The 18960-nt window shown below is 65.1% G+C and carries 19 protein-coding genes and 1 pseudogene; 15 read left to right on the plus strand and 5 right to left on the minus strand.

The features are described 5' to 3' along the window. The first annotated feature begins 70 nt into the window (after window positions 1-70). From ACFV4R_RS07290 to ACFV4R_RS07300, 3 genes and pseudogenes are all read left to right on the plus strand, one after another. Complete coding sequence (locus tag ACFV4R_RS07290) at window positions 71-742, plus strand: TrmH family RNA methyltransferase (protein WP_377201734.1); 672 nt, start codon at window positions 71-73, stop codon at window positions 740-742. 146 nt (window positions 743-888) lie between these two features. Next, window positions 889-1911 (plus strand): annotated as a pseudogene (fbaA, locus tag ACFV4R_RS07295) (class II fructose-bisphosphate aldolase); the annotation flags it as partial. Beyond that, window positions 1912-2334: a DUF3151 domain-containing protein gene (locus ACFV4R_RS07300; RefSeq protein ID WP_091717983.1), complete on the plus strand. Its 423-nt coding sequence runs from the start codon at window positions 1912-1914 to the stop codon at window positions 2332-2334. Window positions 2335-2438: 104 nt separating this feature from the next. On the opposite strand, the gene ACFV4R_RS07305 is transcribed toward ACFV4R_RS07300, so the two are convergent. Further along, window positions 2439-3071 carry a uracil-DNA glycosylase gene (locus tag ACFV4R_RS07305; protein ID WP_377201735.1) on the minus strand — a complete coding sequence of 211 codons (633 nt, stop codon included), beginning with the start codon at window positions 3069-3071 and terminating at the stop codon, window positions 2439-2441. A gap of 373 nt (window positions 3072-3444) precedes the next feature. On the opposite strand from ACFV4R_RS07305, the gene ACFV4R_RS07310 reads away from it, so the two are divergent. The 6 genes from ACFV4R_RS07310 (at window position 3445) to ACFV4R_RS07335 (ending at window position 8943) form a co-directional block, all read left to right on the plus strand. Beyond that, a complete protein-coding gene (locus ACFV4R_RS07310) occupies window positions 3445-4530 on the plus strand; it encodes a M14 family zinc carboxypeptidase (protein WP_377201736.1) in 1086 nt (361 codons plus the stop codon). A gap of 241 nt (window positions 4531-4771) precedes the next feature. Further along, window positions 4772-6061 (plus strand): adenylosuccinate synthase, encoded by a 1290-nt coding sequence (locus ACFV4R_RS07315; RefSeq protein ID WP_377201737.1) that lies wholly within the window; start codon window positions 4772-4774, stop codon window positions 6059-6061. A gap of 272 nt (window positions 6062-6333) precedes the next feature. Beyond that, on the plus strand, window positions 6334-6690 hold the full coding sequence (locus ACFV4R_RS07320) for a YegP family protein (protein WP_377201738.1): 357 nt from the start codon (window positions 6334-6336) through the stop codon (window positions 6688-6690). Between the two features lie 310 nt (window positions 6691-7000). Then, window positions 7001-7552, plus strand: coding sequence for an RNA polymerase sigma factor (locus tag ACFV4R_RS07325; RefSeq protein WP_377201739.1), 552 nt, complete (start codon window positions 7001-7003; stop codon window positions 7550-7552). Beyond that, on the plus strand, window positions 7549-8472 hold the full coding sequence (locus ACFV4R_RS07330) for a hypothetical protein (RefSeq protein ID WP_377201740.1): 924 nt from the start codon (window positions 7549-7551) through the stop codon (window positions 8470-8472). Before ACFV4R_RS07325 ends, ACFV4R_RS07330 begins: the two co-directional genes overlap by 4 nt. A gap of 45 nt (window positions 8473-8517) precedes the next feature. Further along, window positions 8518-8943 (plus strand): CoA-binding protein, encoded by a 426-nt coding sequence (locus tag ACFV4R_RS07335; protein WP_377201741.1) that lies wholly within the window; start codon window positions 8518-8520, stop codon window positions 8941-8943. Window positions 8944-8956: 13 nt separating this feature from the next. On the opposite strand, the gene ACFV4R_RS07340 is transcribed toward ACFV4R_RS07335, so the two are convergent. Beyond that, window positions 8957-9988, minus strand: a complete 1032-nt coding sequence (locus ACFV4R_RS07340; RefSeq protein ID WP_377201742.1) for an isopenicillin N synthase family dioxygenase — start codon at window positions 9986-9988, stop codon at window positions 8957-8959. Window positions 9989-10033: 45 nt separating this feature from the next. Between ACFV4R_RS07340 and ACFV4R_RS07345 the strand changes: the two genes are divergently transcribed. From ACFV4R_RS07345 to ACFV4R_RS07360, 4 genes are read left to right on the plus strand one after another with little or no spacing between them, the layout of a single operon-like run. Next, window positions 10034-10441, plus strand: coding sequence for an MmcQ/YjbR family DNA-binding protein (locus ACFV4R_RS07345; protein WP_377201743.1), 408 nt, complete (start codon window positions 10034-10036; stop codon window positions 10439-10441). After that, window positions 10434-10988 carry a DUF1990 family protein gene (locus tag ACFV4R_RS07350; protein WP_377201744.1) on the plus strand — a complete coding sequence of 185 codons (555 nt, stop codon included), beginning with the start codon at window positions 10434-10436 and terminating at the stop codon, window positions 10986-10988. Before ACFV4R_RS07345 ends, ACFV4R_RS07350 begins: the two co-directional genes overlap by 8 nt. After that, a complete protein-coding gene (locus ACFV4R_RS07355; RefSeq protein WP_377201745.1) occupies window positions 10985-11305 on the plus strand; it encodes a putative quinol monooxygenase in 321 nt (106 codons plus the stop codon). The genes ACFV4R_RS07350 and ACFV4R_RS07355 overlap by 4 nt, the downstream gene beginning before the upstream one ends. A 15-nt stretch (window positions 11306-11320) precedes the next feature. Next, a complete protein-coding gene (locus ACFV4R_RS07360; protein ID WP_377201746.1) occupies window positions 11321-11614 on the plus strand; it encodes a DUF503 domain-containing protein in 294 nt (97 codons plus the stop codon). 69 nt (window positions 11615-11683) lie between these two features. On the opposite strand, the gene purL is transcribed toward ACFV4R_RS07360, so the two are convergent. The 3 genes from purL to purS are packed head-to-tail and all read right to left on the minus strand — an operon-like array spanning window position 11684 to window position 15028. Then, window positions 11684-13993, minus strand: a complete 2310-nt coding sequence (gene purL / locus ACFV4R_RS07365) for a phosphoribosylformylglycinamidine synthase subunit PurL (RefSeq protein ID WP_377201747.1) — start codon at window positions 13991-13993, stop codon at window positions 11684-11686. After that, entirely contained in the window at window positions 13990-14775 is a 786-nt protein-coding gene (gene purQ, locus ACFV4R_RS07370; RefSeq protein ID WP_377201748.1) for a phosphoribosylformylglycinamidine synthase subunit PurQ, read from the minus strand. Before purQ ends, purL begins: the two co-directional genes overlap by 4 nt. A 1-nt stretch (window position 14776) precedes the next feature. Beyond that, the gene (gene purS / locus ACFV4R_RS07375; protein ID WP_015935902.1) at window positions 14777-15028 is read right to left on the minus strand and encodes a phosphoribosylformylglycinamidine synthase subunit PurS; all 252 of its coding nucleotides are present in this window, start codon (window positions 15026-15028) and stop codon (window positions 14777-14779) included. Between the two features lie 266 nt (window positions 15029-15294). On the opposite strand from purS, the gene ACFV4R_RS07380 reads away from it, so the two are divergent. Together ACFV4R_RS07380 and ACFV4R_RS07385 are read left to right on the plus strand one after the other, a co-directional pair. Continuing rightward, on the plus strand, window positions 15295-15480 hold the full coding sequence (locus ACFV4R_RS07380) for a hypothetical protein (RefSeq protein WP_377201749.1): 186 nt from the start codon (window positions 15295-15297) through the stop codon (window positions 15478-15480). 114 nt (window positions 15481-15594) lie between these two features. Then, window positions 15595-18924 (plus strand): S8 family serine peptidase, encoded by a 3330-nt coding sequence (locus tag ACFV4R_RS07385; protein ID WP_377201750.1) that lies wholly within the window; start codon window positions 15595-15597, stop codon window positions 18922-18924. The last annotated feature ends 36 nt before the right edge of the window (window positions 18925-18960 follow it).

Genomic DNA, 18960 nt, shown 5'->3' on the forward strand with positions numbered 1-18960 from the left:
CTGTGATGAAGGGCCGTGATGATTGCCCAAAGGTCCAGTCTAGTGTTGAGGGGTGAACCAAACGCCCGGGATGGCAGACGCGCCCCACCACTCATCCGAAGAAGCCGAAGCAACGGAAGCCGGGGCACCCAGGGCGGAGGTCGGCGTCGGGCCCTGGGAAGGCGAACTGCCCGAAGGCGACCACTGGGATCCTGACCTGCTGGCGGACGGCGACCGTCGCAACGTGCTGGACAAATACCGCTACTGGAAGCACGAGGCGATCGTGGCGGAGCTGGATTCGCGGCGGCACAACTTCCACGTGGCCATCGAGAACTGGCAGCACGACCTCAACATCGGCACTGTGGTGCGCACGGCCAACGCCTTCCTCGCCAAAGAGGTGCACATCATCGGACGACGGCGGTGGAACCGGCGCGGAGCCATGGTCACCGACCGCTACCAGCACGTCCGCCACCACCCCACGGTGGAGGACTTCGTCCAGTGGGCGCAGGGGGAGGGGCTGGCGATCATCGGCATCGACATCTTCCCGGACTCCGTACCGCTGGAAACCTACGAGCTGCCCCGCGACTGCGTGCTGGTGTTCGGGCAGGAAGGCCCGGGCCTGACGCCGGAGGTCCACGAAGCTGCCGAAGCTACGCTCTCCATCGAACAGTTTGGTTCCACCCGTTCCATCAACGCGGCTTCCGCCGCAGCGATCGCCATGCACGCGTGGGTCCGCCGGCACGTCTTCAACCAGCACGTCTAGGGCGCCCGCACCGACGCAACCAGGGAGTGTTACCAACTGCCGACCAGAAACTCGGCGGTGTGGCGGATATCGCTAGGATGGTGCCTAGCCGTAAGCGGTCTACTTGAGGGTCTTCCAACCCACAGACGAAACTCAGCAGAGGAGTCAGCATGCCCATTGCAACCCCAGAGATCTACTCCGAGATGATCGACCGTGCGAAGGCGGGCGGATTCGCTTTCCCGGCAGTGAACGTCACGTCCTCGCAGACGCTGAACGCGGCCCTGCGCGGCTTCGCCGAGGCTGAGTCCGACGGCATCGTCCAGGTCTCCACCGGCGGTGCGGCCTACTGGTCCGGCGCCTCCACCAAGGACATGGTGGCCGGTTCCCTGGGCTTCGCGGCCTTCGCCCGTGAAGTGGCCAAGAACTACGGCGTCAACATCGCCCTGCACACGGACCACTGCCCCAAGGACAAGCTGGACGGCTTCGTCCTGCCGCTGCTCGCAGCCTCCGAGGCGGAGGTCAAGGCCGGCCGCAACCCGATCTTCAACTCCCACATGTGGGACGGCTCCGCCGAGACCCTGCAGGACAACCTGCGCATCGCCCGCGAGCTGCTGGCCCGCACGGCCGCTGCCAAGATGATCCTCGAAGTTGAAATCGGCACCGTGGGTGGCGAGGAAGACGGCGTCGAGAACGAGATCAACGAGAAGCTGTACACCACCGTCGAGGACGCCCTGGCCACCATTGAAGCCCTGGGCTCCGGCGAGAACGGCCGCTACATCACGGCCCTGACCTTCGGCAACGTCCACGGTGTTTACAAGCCCGGTGGCGTCAAGCTCCGCCCGGAGATCCTCAAGGACATCCAGGCACAGGTTGGCGCGAAGATCGGCAAGGACAGCCCGTTCGACCTCGTGTTCCACGGCGGCTCCGGCTCCTCGGACCAGGAGATCGCCGACGCCGTGTCCTACGGCACCATCAAGATGAACATCGATACGGACACCCAGTACGCCTACACGCGCCCGGTGGCCGACCACATGTTCCGCAACTACGACGGCGTCCTGAAGGTGGACGGCGAAGTGGGCAACAAGAAGACCTACGACCCGCGCGTCTGGGGCGCCTCCGCCGAAGCCGGGCTCGCCGCCCGCGTTGTGGAAGCCACCAAGCAGCTCGGTTCAGCCGGAAAGACCTTCTAAATGTCCGATGAGTTCCGCAGGAACCTGATGGGGCCGGAGCCCACGCTCCTGCCGGCAGAATCCGAGATCTACCAGCACCTGGCGCTCGGCCAGGAGGCCGTTGACCTCGTGGCGAAGAACCCCACGTCGTCACTGCTGTGGGCCATCCTTGCCGAGGAGGCCTGGGCGGAGGGACGCACTATCGATTCCTACGCCTACGCCCGCGTCGGCTACCACCGCGGGCTGGACTCGCTGCGCCGCAACGGCTGGCGCGGCGTGGGCCCCATCCCTTGGGAACACGAGCCCAACCGAGGGTTCCTGCGTGCGCTCTACTCGCTGGGGCGGGCGTCGTCGGCCATCGGCGAAGCCGACGAACCGGAGCGGATCGAGAAGTTCCTCAACGATTCCGACCCCGCGGCCAAGGCGGCCATCGAGGGCAAATAGGTTCCCACCGCTCCCTCGGCGGCGGAGGCCTTTCATAGGACGACGGCGGGCGGTCACCTTTTCTTTGGGAAAGGTGACCGCCCGCCGTCGTACTGCTTATGGGATCAGACCGCTTTCTGCAGCCCTGTGCGGGCCATGGCGTCCGCGTAGGCCACGCGCATGTCCTGGAGGTACTCCTCCTGGCGCGCAGGGGAGCCGGCGAATGCGCGGCCACTGAGGGAGCGCACCTTGTAGGTCTTCAGGCCGCGGCGCCACAGCAGCGGCACCTCGGTCTTCAGGAGCGCGTTGGCCAGCCGGTTGGCTTCGGTGCCGTGCGCCACGATGACTGAAGCGCGCGGGACGAGGGCAAGGAACTTGAGCAGCGGCTTGAGGCCGGCCTGGATCTGGTCCGGGGTGAACTTGCCGTTCGGTTCGCCCGGGACGTGCCAGGGGTGGACGTTCCACGGCATGACGTACTCGGGCCGCAGCCCCAGCTTCCACTGGATGCCAAGCATGCGGGTGGCAGCGTCCTGGTCGCCAGCGGTGATGAAGCCGGAACCGTCCGCCTCACCGATGTTGGAGAAAAGGCTGATGATGCGGCATTCGTCAACGTCGTGCATGGGATCGACGTAAGGCACCACCGTGCCCGGCTTGGTGTCCTGCAGGGAATCGCACAGCTCGTTGACGGCGGCGACGCTGGGCTCGTAGCGGCGGTTCATGAGCTGTTCGTGAAGGGATTCTGGTGCAAGGGCGGTCATATGGTGCTGGGTCTCCTGCGGGGATTGGCGGTGCTTCCGCCTGCGGAGGAGGGCGCGTGAAGGCGCAACTCGACATCGGCGGTGTGTTGGGGTGGACCGGTCAACCCGGCCTTACCCAGTTTAGCAAGCCCCGGGAAGCGAAACGCCGGTTGCGCGTATTCCGGTGACCGGATGCACAGCCGCTCCGGATGGGTCACTTCCACTCAAGACTACCCGCCAAAGAAGGGGGAGGTTTCATGACGTGGAGTGGCCGGCACTGGGCAGAGGAGTCACAGGCTTCCCAGGATTTGTCGAGTCCGTTGACAGGATTCAATCAGCTTGGTTGGCTGTTGTCACAGCACGCAATGGGAGACATGGCGGCTGGACGCACTCAATGCACTCGAAAGAGGTAACGCACGTGAAGAAATCCCTGGCTACTTTTAGGACCCTTGCCGTTTCAGGGGCCCTGGCACTGGCGGTTGTCGCCGCTCCCGCTCCAGCCATCGCGGTGGGGGAGGGCCCCAACTACGGCGGCAACGGCCAGATCACCACATCGAAGCTGGCCACCTATGACCAGATGGTTTCTTTCCTGAAGGACCAGGACGCCAAGCAGCCCGCCATGGAACTTGAGGTCATCGGGAAAACGGCGAAGGGCCGCGACATCCACCTGGTCAAGTACATCTCGGACCCGGCCAAGCCCACCATCCTGTACTTGACCCAGCAGCACGGCAACGAACAGCTCACCACAGAGGGTGCGCTGGAGTTCGTCAAGCACCTGGGCACCGGAAAATCGGCGGACATCCTCAAAGGCGTCAACATCCTGGTGGTTCCGATGCTGAACGCGGACGGCGCCATGGGTGACGTCAATTTCTCCCTGGAGAACTACATCGCCAGGGGCGACCGCAACATGACACGCTTCAATGCCGAGGGCGTGGACCTGAACCGGGACCACGTGGCCAAGATCCAGCCGGAAACCCAGGCCTTGCACAACAACGTGATGCGCAAATACCGGGTGGACTACATGATCGACCTGCACCACCAGGGCACCCGTGCAGAGCGCGACGGCAAACTCGTGTCCGGCTCCATCCTGTACCCCACCACTCCAAACGCCGATCCTGCCGTCGTCGAACGGTCCAAGCAGCTTGGCGCCGTGGTCTTCGACAACGTCGACTCCACCGGTTGGGGCCACCTTGGCAAGTACCAGGGCGGTAGTGCCGAGACCATCAGCCGCAACGGCATTTCAGTGGAATACGGCATCGCCACCCTGCTCTTTGAGATGCGCGGCATGTCGGACCACTACCTCGACGGCTACGCCCTGGGACAGCGCAGCAACGGTTACCTGATCAAGCAGACCGTCACCACGCTGACGTCCACCGCCGCCGCCATCGCGGACGGTTCAATTGCCGACGCCGATACTTCCTTCTGGGACACCCTCGCCGAGCAGACCTCCCGCCCGGCGGGGGAGGCTGACGACGAGTAACCGCCGCAGGACGGGACGTCCCGGTTCTTTACCGCGCGTAAAGAACCGGGACGACCCAGCGAGTGGACAAAGTGCACTATCGGCTAAACTTGGGTGGTAAGGGCCCCGGGGCCAACGCGTTCGCCAATCCGCCTGCGGAACGGCGGAAGCCGGTCCACTCGGGGCATTCTCATGAACGGCGCTGAACCAGGACCGCCACGCTGTGGCGCCCGGCCGGCCCGAACGAATGGGGGAGGATCCCATGCCAGCAATTGTGATCGTAGGAGCCCAGTGGGGCGACGAAGGAAAAGGCAAGGCCACCGACCTGCTGGGCGGCCGTGTTGACTACGTCGTCAAGCCCAACGGCGGCAACAACGCCGGGCACACCGTCGTCGTAGGCGGTGAAAAGTACGAACTCAAGCTGCTTCCGGCAGGCATTCTCAGCCCCAACGCAGTCCCCATCATTGGCAACGGCTGCGTGGTCAACCTTGAGGCCCTCTTCCAGGAAATCGAAGGCCTGCAGGCACGCGGTGCGGACACGTCCAAGCTGCGCGTCTCCGCCAACGCGCACCTCGTGGCTCCGTACCACCAGGTCCTGGACAAGGTCACTGAACGCTTCCTCGGCAAGCGCGCCATTGGCACCACCGGGCGCGGCATCGGGCCCGCCTACATGGACAAGGTGGCCCGCCTGGGCATCCGCGTCCAGGATGTCTTCGACGAGTCCATCCTTCGCCAGAAGGTGGAAGGCTCGCTGCACCAGAAGAACGAGGTCCTGGTCAAGATCTACAACCGCCGCAGCGTTGTGGTCGACGAGATTGTCGAATATTTCCTGTCCTTCGCCGAGCGGCTCCGCCCGCTGGTGATCGACAGCACCCTGGTCCTGAACACTGCCCTGGACGAGGGCAAGGTAGTGCTGATGGAAGGCGGCCAGGCAACGTTCCTCGACGTCGACCACGGTACCTACCCGTTCGTCACCTCCTCCAACCCCACTGCGGGCGGCGCATCTGTGGGCTCGGGCATCGGCCCCACGCGCATTTCCCGCTCCATCGGCATCATCAAGGCCTACACCACCCGCGTGGGTGCAGGCCCGTTCCCCACCGAACTGTTTGATGACATGGGCGTTTACCTGCAGAAGACCGGCGGCGAATTCGGCGTCAACACGGGGCGCCCCCGCCGCTGCGGCTGGTACGACGCCGTCCTGGCCCGCCACGCGTCCCGCGTCAACGGCTTCACGGACTACTTCGTCACCAAACTGGACGTCCTCACCGGCATCGAACAGATCCCGGTGTGCGTGGCTTACGACGTTGACGGCGTCCGGCACGACGAGATGCCGATGACGCAGACCGAGTTCCACCACGCCAAGCCCATCTTCGAGTACTTCGACGGCTGGACCGAGGACATCACCGCTGCCCGCACCCTGGCAGACCTTCCGGAGAACGCACGCAACTACGTCCTGGCGCTGGAGAAGCTGTCGGGGACGCGTTTCTCCGCCATTGGCGTGGGACCGGACCGGGACCAGACCATCGTGGTGAACGACCTCATCAACGACTGACGCTTCGTAGGGTACGACGGCGGCGGGCCACCTTTGCGGGTGGCCCGCCGCTTGTTCGTTTCCGGCCAGGCGCGGGCAGCTCAATTTACACAGGGTTTACCTGCACTGCCTTGTGGGCGTACAGCCGGGACAGCCAGACTTTTGGGACAGCATTCGAGGACTGCCTGGCAAGCACGTCCACCACTTTGCGGGACAGGCGCGGCCACGCGCCAGACGGACCATCGGCGGAGATGCCGTCCGGAAAACCGCTCACAACCGGAAGGAAGTGCGCCATGGCGGGCAAGTTCGAAGTTTTCCTTGATCCCCAGTCCAAGTTCAGGTTCAGGCTCGTGGGTGCGGACGGAGCGGTGATGGCCATCTCGCAGGCCTTCAACGACAAAGCGGCCGTCGCTGTGGGGATCGCCGCGGTCCGGGAGTGCGCCGGGACCGGTTTGGTGACGGACCTGAGCCCTGCCGGAATCCAACCACCGGCGGTGACCGTTGCCGCGGCAGCACCCGCCCCCGAACCCATCCTCGATGACCGGGCCGCGGCCAGGCTTCATGCTATCGCCACGGCCAAGGGCATGCGCCGCCACGCCGCCCCCACACACTGGGACTTGCACCGTAGCCGGGCTGAAATGGCCAACTGAGGGGTTGCGGACACTCAGCCCCGGGCAGCATCAGCCCGCGGGAGAAATTCTTTGGAAGAGGCGTAACCTTTCGACGCCCGCGGACGATTACCCTTATGTAGCGCCGGCCTGGAACTTGTCCCCCATCACGTTCCAGGCCGGCTCTTTCACTCTCCGGCAGCAGGGACAGCTGCGCACGGCCGGAACCGGCAGTGCACGTGGCGGTCCGGTGCGCGGTGGTTACCGCGGGGTAAAGTAGGCGGGCAAAGGCATTCCGGCGACGGGTCTTCCCTGCCCCGCCATCCCCGCAACGACCAAAGGCACCACGTCCGTGACCGATGCACTGACAGACGAGTCCCTCCGAGATCCAAATTCCGGATCCTCGGCCTTCGGCGTCGTCTACAGGACGTACGCGTCGCAGGTATTGGGCTATTTCAAAGCCCGTGGAGCCGAGGATCCGGAGGCCGCAATGCAAGAGGTCTTCCTTGCTGTGCTGCCACGTCTGAACTCAGTGACCGGCGGCAGCGCGGGCCTGCGCACGTTCATCTTCTCGGTGGCGCACGCCCGCATGGTCGATGACCACCGGCGGCTGGGCCGCACCCCGGCCAAGCTCCCCTTCGAACCTGAACTGGACGTGCGGGTGGACCCGTCCGCTGAAGAGGAAGCGCTGGAACGGATAGCGCCAGGAGAAATCGTGGGGTTGCTGGAATCACTGCACGAAGAACAGCGTGAGGTGTTGTCGCTGCGGCTGGTTGCCGGGCTCACCGTCGAACAAACAGCGGAGACCATCGGGAAGAGCGCAGGAGCGGTGAAGCAGTTGCAACGGCGCGGCATCCTCAAACTGCGCGAAGTTGCGGCAGTAAAGGAGTACCTGCGGCCATGACGACACCCGAAAGCAGGCTGCGCGAACTGGTCGATGAAGTCCTCACGGACGCAGGCCACCCGGACGACGCCGCACTTCGAAGCGCACTCGAATCCATCGGCTCCCTCGCGTCGATTCCCGTACCCGAGCCCTCGGGAGAACTTGCCCGGTTGCTGGCCGGCGGCGGGGACGAACTGGCCCGCAGGCGTCGCTCCGGCCGTCACCGTCCCACTGTGGTGGGACTTGCAGTGATTGCGGGAATGGGACTGGGTATTGGCGGCGTAGCCGCAACGGCCGGCGGTGCACCCGGCAGCAGTGCCGCGTCCGTACAGCATTTCCTGGGGGACTGGTCGCCGGATGTGGCGATCACCCACGACGCAGAGGCAGAATCGGCTGCCGGATACGATGCCGTGGCGGCCCCTGCAGACCAAACTCCGGAATCGGTTCCCTCAGCCATTTCCGCTTCTGGTTCCGCTGGAAGCCCCCAGGGCGCCGGCACTCCCCAGGGCAAAGCATTACGGCCAGACGGCGAGGGTGTGGCTAATCCCGCTGGGAAACCGGAATGCGGAAGCCCGGAACAAGCCACGGCAACTTCTGCGGGCATCTGCCCGCCCGCAGACGAACCATCAGGAAGGCCGGACGGGCCCCACAACCACATCGGCGGGGGATCGACGCGCGATACGGCTGCGCCCGGGAACGCGAACAAGAAGCAGGTGCCGGACGAAGGTGTTCCTGGCCGCGCCATTCGCAGCCAGGACCAAACCGATCCCGGAGCCCCAGGACGTGCATTGGAGAACAGTGAAGGGCAGGGGAAAGCGGGACCAAAACAGGCCGCTGGCAATGAACAGGGAAAGGCCGCACCGGAAAAGCCGGGCCGGACAAGCTCCGGGCAAGGGGCAGGTTCAGGAGATGGCCGCGTAACCGCTCCCGGCGGCAAATAGCTGTCCATCGGCCCGGTAATCCGTGGCCCGGGTTAGGCTGATGGCATGGGCCACACTAACGATCCGGCAGTTATTGAACGCCTCATGCGAACCACAGGTCGGTGGGCCATCGTCGGCTTGACCACCAACGAGTGGCGCTCGGCGTACGACGTGTCCTTGTTCATCCGGGACCAGCTGGGCATGGACATCATCCCCGTCAACCTTGCCGGCGATACCGTGCACGGCGAACCGGGGTACCGCACCCTGGCGGAGATCCCGGCAGAAAAGCAGCCCATCGACGTCGTGGATTGCTTTGTGAACTCGGAAAAGGTGGGCAAGGTCGTGGACGAGGCGATCGCCGTCGGCGCCAAGGCTGTTTGGCTTCAGCTGGGCGTCATCGATGAAGCCGCCGCGGAACGCGCCAAGGCCGCTGGCCTGGACGTTGTTATGAACTCCTGCCCGGCCCAGCAGGCCTGGAAGTTCAAAATTTGAGCCTTGCGGAAGCCTAGCCCCGCTTCAGGAGGTCCGGGTAGTGCCGCTCGGTGACGTCCGGGTGTGCCCGCATCCTGCCCTTGAGCATGTTGAGGCCAAAGGAGGCGAGCAGCGGGTTGCTGGGATCGTCCGTGATGCCGCGTGCGGCTGCCTTCAACTCCGGGGCCAGCGGAACGGGCTGGATGACCGAGTCCAGGCGGGGTGACCAGAAGAACGGCACGGAGTAGCGGTCCACGCCCGGGGGCGGCGCCTGCACTCGATGGATCGTGGCCGCAAGATACCCCTCGGTGGCTACTTCCAGCATTTCGCCGAGGTTCACCACCAACGCCCCGGGAAGGGGCTCCACCGGAAGCCATTCCGATGTCCCCGGCGGTTTTACTTCCAGGCCTCCAACATCGTCCTGCAGCAGAAGCGTCACGAACCCGTAGTCCGCATGGGACCCTACGCCCTGGTCACCGGCCTCTTTGACCACGCCGCCAACATAATGGACCAGTTTTCCCATCCATGCCGGTGCTTCCCGGAACGGTTCGTCGAAATAGTCCTCGGGCTGTTGCAGCGTCACGGCAATGGCGCGCAGCAGTTCCATCCCCACCCCGGACATCAGCTCCGCCCAGGCCATGGCTGCCGGCTTTAGCTCCGGGAATGCTTCGTCCGGCCACTGGTTGGGTCCCTGCAGCAGCCAGTACGGTTGGTCAGGTGGGTAGCTGTCCACGGGCGGGCGCTCGGGGGAGTAATCGATCTGCTCGCGCGCATCCGCCCGCCCCTGCGTCACCTCGGTTCCCATCCGGGTGTAGCCGCGGAAGTGCGGAGAAAGCCGGTTGTCCAGCTTCATCCGTTCTTCGAGGGGAAGGTTGAAGAACCGCCGGACGGCGCCGAGGAGTTGGTCCGCCTGCCCTGGCGAACCCCCGTAACCGGTGATTTGGAAGAATCCCACGTCATGGGTGGCATGCCGCAACTGCTCGATGAATTCCGGACTGAAGGTGCCGTAGGGCTGCCGTGCGGTACTCAAATCCAGAACAGGTATGGCTCCCTGACCGTGTGACATCCTCGCAGACTAGCACCGTAAGGACGCGCTTTATAGGCTTCAATCATGGACCCCGACCTGCTGCGCAAGATCTGCCTGTCATTCCCCGGAGCCTTCGAGGACTACCCGTTCGGACCGGAGACTTCCGTCTTCAAGGTCCGGGCCCACATAGCCGGCGGAACCCGGCATGAGGCGAAGCTGTTCGCCCTGTCCTCCATGGATCCCGGCGATTTCTACGTGAACCTCAAATGCGATCCGTCCCTGGCGGTTCAGCTGCGGGCCGCGCACCCGGCCATCGACGGAGCCTGGCACATGAACAAGACGCACTGGAACGGTGTCCGCCTGGACGGTTCCCTCCCGGACGACATGGTGCGGGACATGGTGGAGGACTCCTATGACCTGGTGGTTGCCGGCCTGAGCCGCAAGCAGCAGGAACAGCTTGGCTGGGCACGCCTGGGACGTTCGGGTGAGTGAGGCACGGGCGGCCCGCGATGGCCTGAACTATCCGGGTATTGGAAGTACAAGGCAGGGCATGACGCCGGCGGGGTACGCCAGCGTCCTGGAAGAGGTGCGCCTGGGGTCGGGGATGCCGCTGTTGCGTCGTGTCGCGGACGGCATCCTTGGGTGGGAACTGCAGCGTCGCGCAGGCCTCCGCGTCCGGGCGGAGTCACCACAGGCGAAACCGGGAGTGCGGGTGGTCAGCGGTTTCGGCGTCGGCCCGTTCCGGCTGAACGCGCCGTGCGAGGTGGTGTGGGTGCAGGAACCGTCCGCGGATGACGTGCCGCAGGCAGCAGGTTTTGGCTACGGGACGCTTCCGGGACATCCCGCCCGCGGCGAAGAATCCTTTGAGGCGGTCATCGACGCCTCGGGTGCGGTTTACCTCCGGATCCGTGCCTTCAGCAAGCCGGCCAACTGGTTCTACGCCACCGGCGGACTGGTGACGCGGGCGGCCCAGCGGTTCGTTACTTCCCGGTACATTGAAGGGGCACGCACACTCGCCGCGGAAGGAACGTCCCAGTGATTTTTATCGTCGTCAAGTTCAAGGTCAAGCCGGAATGGTCGGAGCGCTGGCCGGACCTGGTGGCAGATTTCACCAACGCAACCCGGCGGGAGCCCGGGAACCTCTGGTTCGACTGGTCGCGCAGCCTGGACGACCCCAACGAGTACGTCCTTGTTGAAGCGTTCAAAGACGACGCCGCGGGCGACCATGTGAACAGCGAACACTTCAAGAAGGCCATGGCGGACATGCCGCAGGCCCTTGTGGAAACACCGAAAATCGTCAGCCGCCAGTTCGACGGCGAAGGCTGGGACCGCATGGGCGAACTCACCATCGGCTAGGGAAGGAACACAGCCATGTGGGTCGGCTGGATCGAGTTCGACATCCTCCTGGGCGATGTCCAAAGCCTGAAGGAGAAACGGTCCGTTATCAGGCCGCTCCTCGCCGAACTCAAACGCCGCTTCGACGTCTCGGTGGCCGAGGTGGGGGACCATGAGCAGTACCGCCGCACCAGGGTAGGCGCCGGCCTGGTGGCAGCCGACCTTGCGCACCTCGTTGAGGTGCTTGACGCCGTCGAACGCTTCGTGGCGGCCCGCCCGGAAATCGAACTGCTCAGCGCCCGCCGCCGGGACCTGCACAGCGAGGACTGAACCTTAAATGCGGACGGACACCCAAAGCCCTTTCTATGGGCTTGAGTGTCCGTCCGCATTCTGTGGGGCCTAGCCGAAGTACTTCGGCAGCGTCCCTTCATGGGCTTCGCGGAGCGCGTCGAGGGACAGGCTCTCCACGCCGTTGATTTCCAGGGCGCCGCTGGCAGCGTCCACCACGCCGATACGGGTGTGAGCGAAGCCGCGGGCGGTGCACATGTCCGTGAAGCGCACTTCCTCCGAGCGGGGAACGCCCACGACGGCGCGTCCCTGGGATTCGGAGAACAGTGCCGTGAACAGGTCCACGCCATCGCGGTCCATGACGTCCTGCAGCGCAATCCGCGCACCGACGCCGTAGCGCAGCGAGGACTCCACCAGCACGGCGGCCAGGCCACCCTCGGAGAGGTCGTGTGCGGCGTCGATCATGCCGTCGCGGGAGGCGTTGATCAGGATCTCACCCAGTGCGCGCTCGGTCTCAAGGTCTACCTTCGGCGGCTGGCCGCCCAGGTGGCCTCGCATGTTGGCCCACTCAGAGCCGTCCAGCTCGGCAGCGGTGGTGCCCAGCAGGTAGATGGCCTGGCCATCCTCTCGCCAGCCCGACGGCGTGCGGCGGGCAACGTCGTCGAGCTTGCCCAGGACCGCCACCACGGGGGAGGGGTGGATGGGGGTGGTGCCCGTCTGGTTGTACAGCGAGACGTTGCCGCCGGTGACGGGGATGCCGAGCACCTGGCAGGCATCGGACAGGCCGCGGATGGCTTCGGCCAGCTGCCACATGACATCCGGGTCCTCGGGGGAGCCGAAGTTCAGGCAGTCGCTGACGGCCATGGGGATGGCTCCTGCGGTGGCAACGTTCCGGTACGCCTCGGCCAGGGCCAGCTGTGCACCATGGTAGGGATCGAGGTAGGTGTAGCGGCCGTTGGCGTCGGTGGCCAGGGCAACGCCCAGCCCGGTTTCCTCGTCAACGCGGACCACGCCGGCGTCGTCCGGGAACGCCATGGAGGTGTTGCCGCCCACGTACCGGTCGTACTGGTTGGTGATCCAGGACTTCGAGCACATGTTCGGCGATGCCACGAGTTCCGTCACAGCCTTTGCCAGCTCGGCGGGTGCGGCCGGGCGGCCGGCATCCTGCACGGAGCCGGTGAAGGTGTCTGCCTGGACCGAATCCTGCCACTCGGGGCGGGCAAACGGGCGGTCGTAGACCGGGCCGTCGTGCGCCACGGTGCGGGGATCGACGTCGACAATCACGTCGCCTTCCCAGGTGATGATCAGGCGGCCGGTGTCGGTGACCTCGCCCAGCCAGGAGTACTCCACGGCCCACTTGTCCATGACGGCTTCGAACGCTTCCACGTTCTCCGGCGTCACAACGGCCATCATGCGTTCCTGCGACTCGGACATCAGGATCTCGCCCGGGGTCAGCGTGGGGTCGCGCAGCAGGACGGAGGTCAGTTCAACCTGCATGCCGCCGTCGCCGTTCGAAGCGAGCTCGGACGTGGCGCAGGAGATACCTGCCGCGCCGAGGTCCTGGATGCCTTCCACCAGGGAGCCCTTGAACAGCTCAAGGCAGCACTCGATGAGCACCTTCTCGGCGAACGGGTCGCCCACCTGGACGGCGGGACGCTTGGACGGCTTGGTGTCATCAAAGGATTCGGACGCCAGCACGGAAGCGCCGCCGATTCCGTCGCCGCCGGTGCGCGCACCGAACAGGACCACCTTGTTGCCCTTGCCCGACGCGTTGGCCAGGCGGATGTCCTCGTGGCGCATGACGCCGACAGCCAGCGCGTTAACCAGCGGGTTGCCCTGGTAAACGGAGTCGAAGACCATTTCGCCGCCGATGTTCGGCAGGCCCAGCGAGTTACCGTAGCCGCCGATGCCCGCCACGGCGCCGTGCATGACGCGGGCGGTGTCCGGGTGGTCGATGGCGCCGAAACGCAGCGGGTCCATGACGGCAACGGGGCGTGCACCCATGGAGATGATGTCGCGGACAATGCCGCCGATGCCGGTGGCCGCGCCCTGGTAGGGCTCAACGAACGACGGCGAGTTGTGCGATTCGATCTTGAAGGTCACGGCCCAGCCGTCCCCCAGGTTGGTGACGCCGGCGTTTTCGCCGATGCCTACCAGCATGTCCTTCTTCATCTCCTCGGTGACCTTTTCGCCGAACTGGCGCAGGTGGTTCTTGGAGGACTTGTAGGAGCAGTGCTCGCTCCACATCACGGAGTACATCGCCAGTTCGGCGCCGGTGGGGCGGCGGCCCAGGACCTTGACGATTTCGTCGAACTCGTTCTGCTTCAGGCCGAGCTCAGCCCACGGCAGGTCCGTCTTCGGAGTCTTGCCGGCGTTCTCCACCGTGTCGATGTTGAACTTCTTGGTGGTGTCGATGCTCACTTGTCGCCTCCCACAATCTTGGTCAGTACGGAGGTGAAGAATCCGAGGCCGTCGGTGTCGGAACCGCCGACGCCGGCGGAGCCGGACAAAACAGTTTCGGGGCCGAAGCCCGGCTCCACTGCGTGCTCGGGGTGCGGCATGAGGCCCACCACGTTGCCGGCCGCATTGGAGATGCCGGCGATGTCGCGGCGCGAACCATTCGGGTTGAAGCCCACGTAACGGAAGACGACGCGGCCCTCGGCCTCAAGGGCGTCCAGCGTCTTGTCATCAGCGATGTACTGGCCATCCTGGTTCTTCAGCGGGATGGTGATCTCCTGGCCCGCCTCGTAATCCAGGGTCCAGGCAGTGTTGCTGTTCTCGACGCGCAGGATCTGGTCGCGGCACAGAAACTTCAGGTGATCGTTCTTGATCATCGAACCCGGCAGCAGGTGCGATTCCGTGAGGATCTGGAAGCCGTTGCAGATGCCCAGGACGGGCAGCTTGGCGTCGCTGTTGGCGGCGTCGATGATCTTGGACATCAGCGGCGCAAAACGGGCGATGGCGCCGGCACGGAGGTAGTCGCCGTAGGAGAAACCGCCGGGGATGACGACGGCGTCCACGTCGCCAATTTCCGTGTCGCCGTGCCAGAGTTCGACGGCGGTGGCACCGGCCAGGCGCACGGCGCGGGCCGCGTCCCGGTCGTCAAGGGTGCCGGGGAAGGTAACGACGCCGATCCGGGCGCCGGCGAGGCGCGGCTCCGCCGCGACGGCGATGGCCTCGCCGATCAGGGGAAGTTCAGTCATCTCAGGCCTCGACGACCTCAACGTTGACGACGTCCTCGATCACGGGGTTGGACAGGAGGGTTTCGGCGGCGTCGCGGGCCTGGGCCAGGATCTCCTCCGTCACCTCGCCGTCCACGGTCAGTTCGAAGCGCTTGCCCTGGCGGACAGAGCTGAAGCTGGTGAAGCCGAGGCGGGGAAGAGCGCCGACAATCGCCTTTCCCTGGGGGTCAAGAATCTCGGGCTTGGGCATGACGTCAACAACGATCCGGGGCATCCGGCAACTCCTGTGCGTGAGCTTGGGTAAGGGCGCAGCGGAGTGGTGCCGTCTCACGCCGTACCGGGTTGGGGGCACACTGTAAGGTAGTGTTCCAGACTTTGTGGACGGGCGCTCCGCGAGCTTGCCCTATTATTCTACCGGCCCGGGGGCCTCACCCTGCATTCGGTAGATCCACGTCACGGTGGGGCCCGCGTATGGGCTATCCGGCACTTCCGTCCAATCCCGCTATGGAGTTGAAAGAGACCCTTCACTAGGATGACGGGATGGCAGAGAATTCGAAGTCCGTCCTTTTGCCAGTGATGGCCGTAGCCGTATTTGCCGGCTTGGGCCGGATGGTCTTCCAGAAGATCCAAGCCGACCGCCGTGCCCGGGAAACCCGCACTGCCGGTCCGGTGGACGAGAAGACCCGGCAGTGGATCAGCGACGTGGTCCGGACCCCCCGGCAGTAGCGTCCTGCCGCGGATTCCTCCGCCCTGCCCCTGACAGGCCGCGCTTCCCGGGCTGCCCGTTCAGGCCCCCGCCAGCGCTGTGTATGACTGGCGAAAATTCGCCGTATGTGCCCTATGTCATATTCGGCTATCAGTCTGTACTCTGTGAACCGGCTGGTCTTATCGAATTACAAAACCTGTAATTCTCTGTACCAAGCCGGTCGTTTCCGGCCCTCTAATCCTGACAGGCCGGTTCATCGTGAAAGGGTGCACGTGAAATTAACAGGAAAGAGCCCTGCGAGGGGCAGCGGGTTCCGGAGGGCTGCAGCGTTCTCCGTCGGCATTCCGCTGCTTCTTGGTTCAGTGGCAGCCGTGCCGGCCACAGCGGCCCCCGCCACGGGGCAGGTTCCGTCGGTCCAGCAGAAAAACCTTGATCCCAAGGACTACCAGGCCGGCAGGTACATCGTGGTGCTGGCGGAAAAGCCCGCAGCCACCTATGCGGGCGGCACGGGCGACCTAGGCGCCACCAAGCCTGAAAGCGGAAAGAAGCTCGACGCCGGGCGGCCAGAGGTGCAGCGCTACCAGCAGCATCTCGAAACGCAGCAGCGCGAGATTGCCAAGGACGAAAGCGTCCAAATCAAACGCAACTTCACCGCAGCCATCAATGGCTTCGCCGCGGATCTCTCCGCCGACCAGGCGCTGAAGCTGGCCAAGGACCCGAAGGTCCTCATGGTGGCGCCGGATACCGAGAACGCGCCGGACTACTCCACCACCGATTTCCTCCAGCTCTCCGGCCCGCAAGGCATCTGGAACACATCCTTCGGTGGCACGGAGAACGCCGGCAAGGGCGTTGTGGTGGGAGTCATCGACTCCGGCTACACCCCCTCCAGCCCCTTCTTCGCCGGAACCGACGTCAAGCCGCTGGCCGGAAACCCCGAGGTGGGCGTGCCCTACCGGACAACAGACGGCAAGATCGCCATGTTGAAGTCCGACGGCGACACGTTCGTGGGCGAATGCCAAAAGGGCGAAGGTACCGGGGCTGCCTTTGACGGCAGCGCCTGCAACTCCAAGGTGCTCAGTGCCCGCTACTTCGCCGACGATTTCAAGAAGTACGTCCCGGAGGCCAACCGGGCCCCAGAGGAAGTTCTCTCTCCCGTTGACGTCGGAAGCCACGGCACCCACACCGCCAGCACCGCAGCCGGAAACGCGAACGTCCGGGCCAACCTGGGCGGCCGCGACATGGGCATCACCGGCGGCGTCGCCCCGGCGGCCAAACTCTCCATCTACAAGGTCTGCTGGGAAGACACCGACCCCAACACCGGCGGCTGCTACAGCTCCGCATCGGTGGCCGCCATCAACCAGGCGATCCTGGACGGCGTGGATGTCCTGAACTACTCCATTTCGGGCAGTACCTCCACCACCACGGACCCTGTTGCCCTGGCCTTCCTCTCCGCCGCTTCAGCCGGAGTCTTCGTTTCCGCATCCGCAGGCAACAGCGGGCCCACGGCCAGCACCGTCAACCACGGCGCACCCTGGCTCACCACTGTCGCTGCCTCGTCCTTCTCCACCGAGCTGCAGGGAACTGTTGAATTCGAGGACGGCAGCAAGTACCGCGGTGCCAGCCTGATGGCCAATAACGTCCCGGCCAGCCCGCTGGTCCTCGCAGCATCGGCTGCCGCGGCAGGAGCTGCAAGCCCTGAGCTCTGCGGACCGAACACGCTGGACCCCGCCAAGGTGGCCGGAAAGATCGTTGTCTGTGACAGGGGAGTTGTTGACCGCGTGGCCAAGAGCGCCGAGGTCAAGCGCACCGGCGGCGTCGGCATGATCCTCGTCAACGTCACCCCGTCCTCCGAGGACGTGGACCAGCACGCCGTTCCCACTGTCCATGTGAATCCGCCGGCAACGCAGCAGATCAAGGACAAGCTGGCGGCCAACCCCGCCATCAAAGCCGCGCTGGTGAACAAGGACACCACCGGCCTGCCGCAGGAGCCCCAGCCTCAGATCGCCGGATTCTCCTCGCGCGGCCCGCTGCTTGCCACCGACTCCGACCTGCTGAAGCCGGACGTCGCCGCTCCCGGCGTCGCCGTGCTGGCCGGTGTTTCACCCATCGGTGAGGCTGGCGCCCAGTTCGGCATGATGTCCGGCACATCGATGGCCGCCCCGCACGTGGCAGGCTTCGGTGCGCTGGTCCTGGGCAAGAACCCCACGTGGTCACCCGCCACGGTCAAGTCAGCCATGATGACCACCGCTACGGACGTCAAGAACGCGGACGGCAGCCGCAACACGGATGTGTTCGCTACCGGCGCCGGCCAGGTGTCCGTTGCCAAGGTCCTGGACCCGGGCCTCGTGTACGACGCCAACGAGACCGATTACCTGAAGTTCATCCAGGGAACCGGACTGGACCTGGGCATCCCGGATCTGGGAACTACGGCGCCGCGTGACATGAACGTGGCCTCGTTTGCACTCGGTGCGCTGACCGGCAGGACCGAGGTGACCCGCACGGTGACGGCACTGACCCCCGGCCTGTACCGCGCCCAGGTGAATGTGCCGGGCGTAAAGGTCACGGTGACGCCCTCGATCCTGAACTTCAGCGCGGTGGGCGAAAAGCGGACGTTCAAGGTCAAGTTTGAAAACGCCTCCGCTCCCACGGGCCAGTTCGCCATGGGCAGCCTGGTCTGGCAGGGTGCCGGCAAGAACGTGGCTTCACCGGTAGCGGTCCGTCCGCAGTCCGTGGTGGCGCCGGCGAATGCCGCCTTCAGCTCAGTGGGCGGTACCGGCCAGGGGAAGATTCCCGTGGTGTCCGGAACCAACGCACCGGTCAGCATGACGGTGGACGGCCTGTCCAAGGCGGATTCAACTGCCGTGGAACTGGTCCCCGGGCCGCTGGCCCTGGCGAACAACACCTCCAACGCCATGAAGCAGGTGACGGTGGCGGCGGGTTCGCCGCTGGCCAAGTTCTCCGTCTTCTCCTCCGACGAGAACGCTGACTTCGATCTCCTGGTGTTCACCCCGGATGGGAAGCAGCTTGCCTCCCAGACGGTGTCCGCCAGTGAATCGGTGTCCGTCACCAACCCCAAGGCCGGCGTGTACACGATGTTCGCCAACCTCTATGCCAGCCCTAACGGCCAGCCCACCAAGGCATCGTTGGATGCTGCGGTCCTCGGCGCCAACATGGGCAACGCCTCGGTCAGCCCCAACCCGCTTCGGCTGGCGAACGGCACTGCCGGTGACGTGACGTTGTCGTGGCAAAAGCTTGAACCGGGTTCCTACATCGGCCGGGTCAACTACTCGGGCGGTGCCACTCCCACCTTTGTCTCGGTGGTAGTAACCCCGGGTGCCGGTGCCGTCGTCCCGGATGACGAGCAGACGGACCCGGGCAAGAAGGACAAGAAGGACAAGGTCAAGAAGGAAAAGAAGAAGAAGGAGTTCCAGGACGAATCGGGGAGCCCCGACCTGGGAATCTAGGCGCCAGCCTCCCAGGAGGCCCCGAGCCTGAATAAC

Origin of the sequence: Pseudarthrobacter sp. NPDC059871 (assembly GCF_042731175.1) — a bacterium.
Classification (GTDB): Bacteria; Actinomycetota; Actinomycetes; order Actinomycetales; family Micrococcaceae; genus Arthrobacter.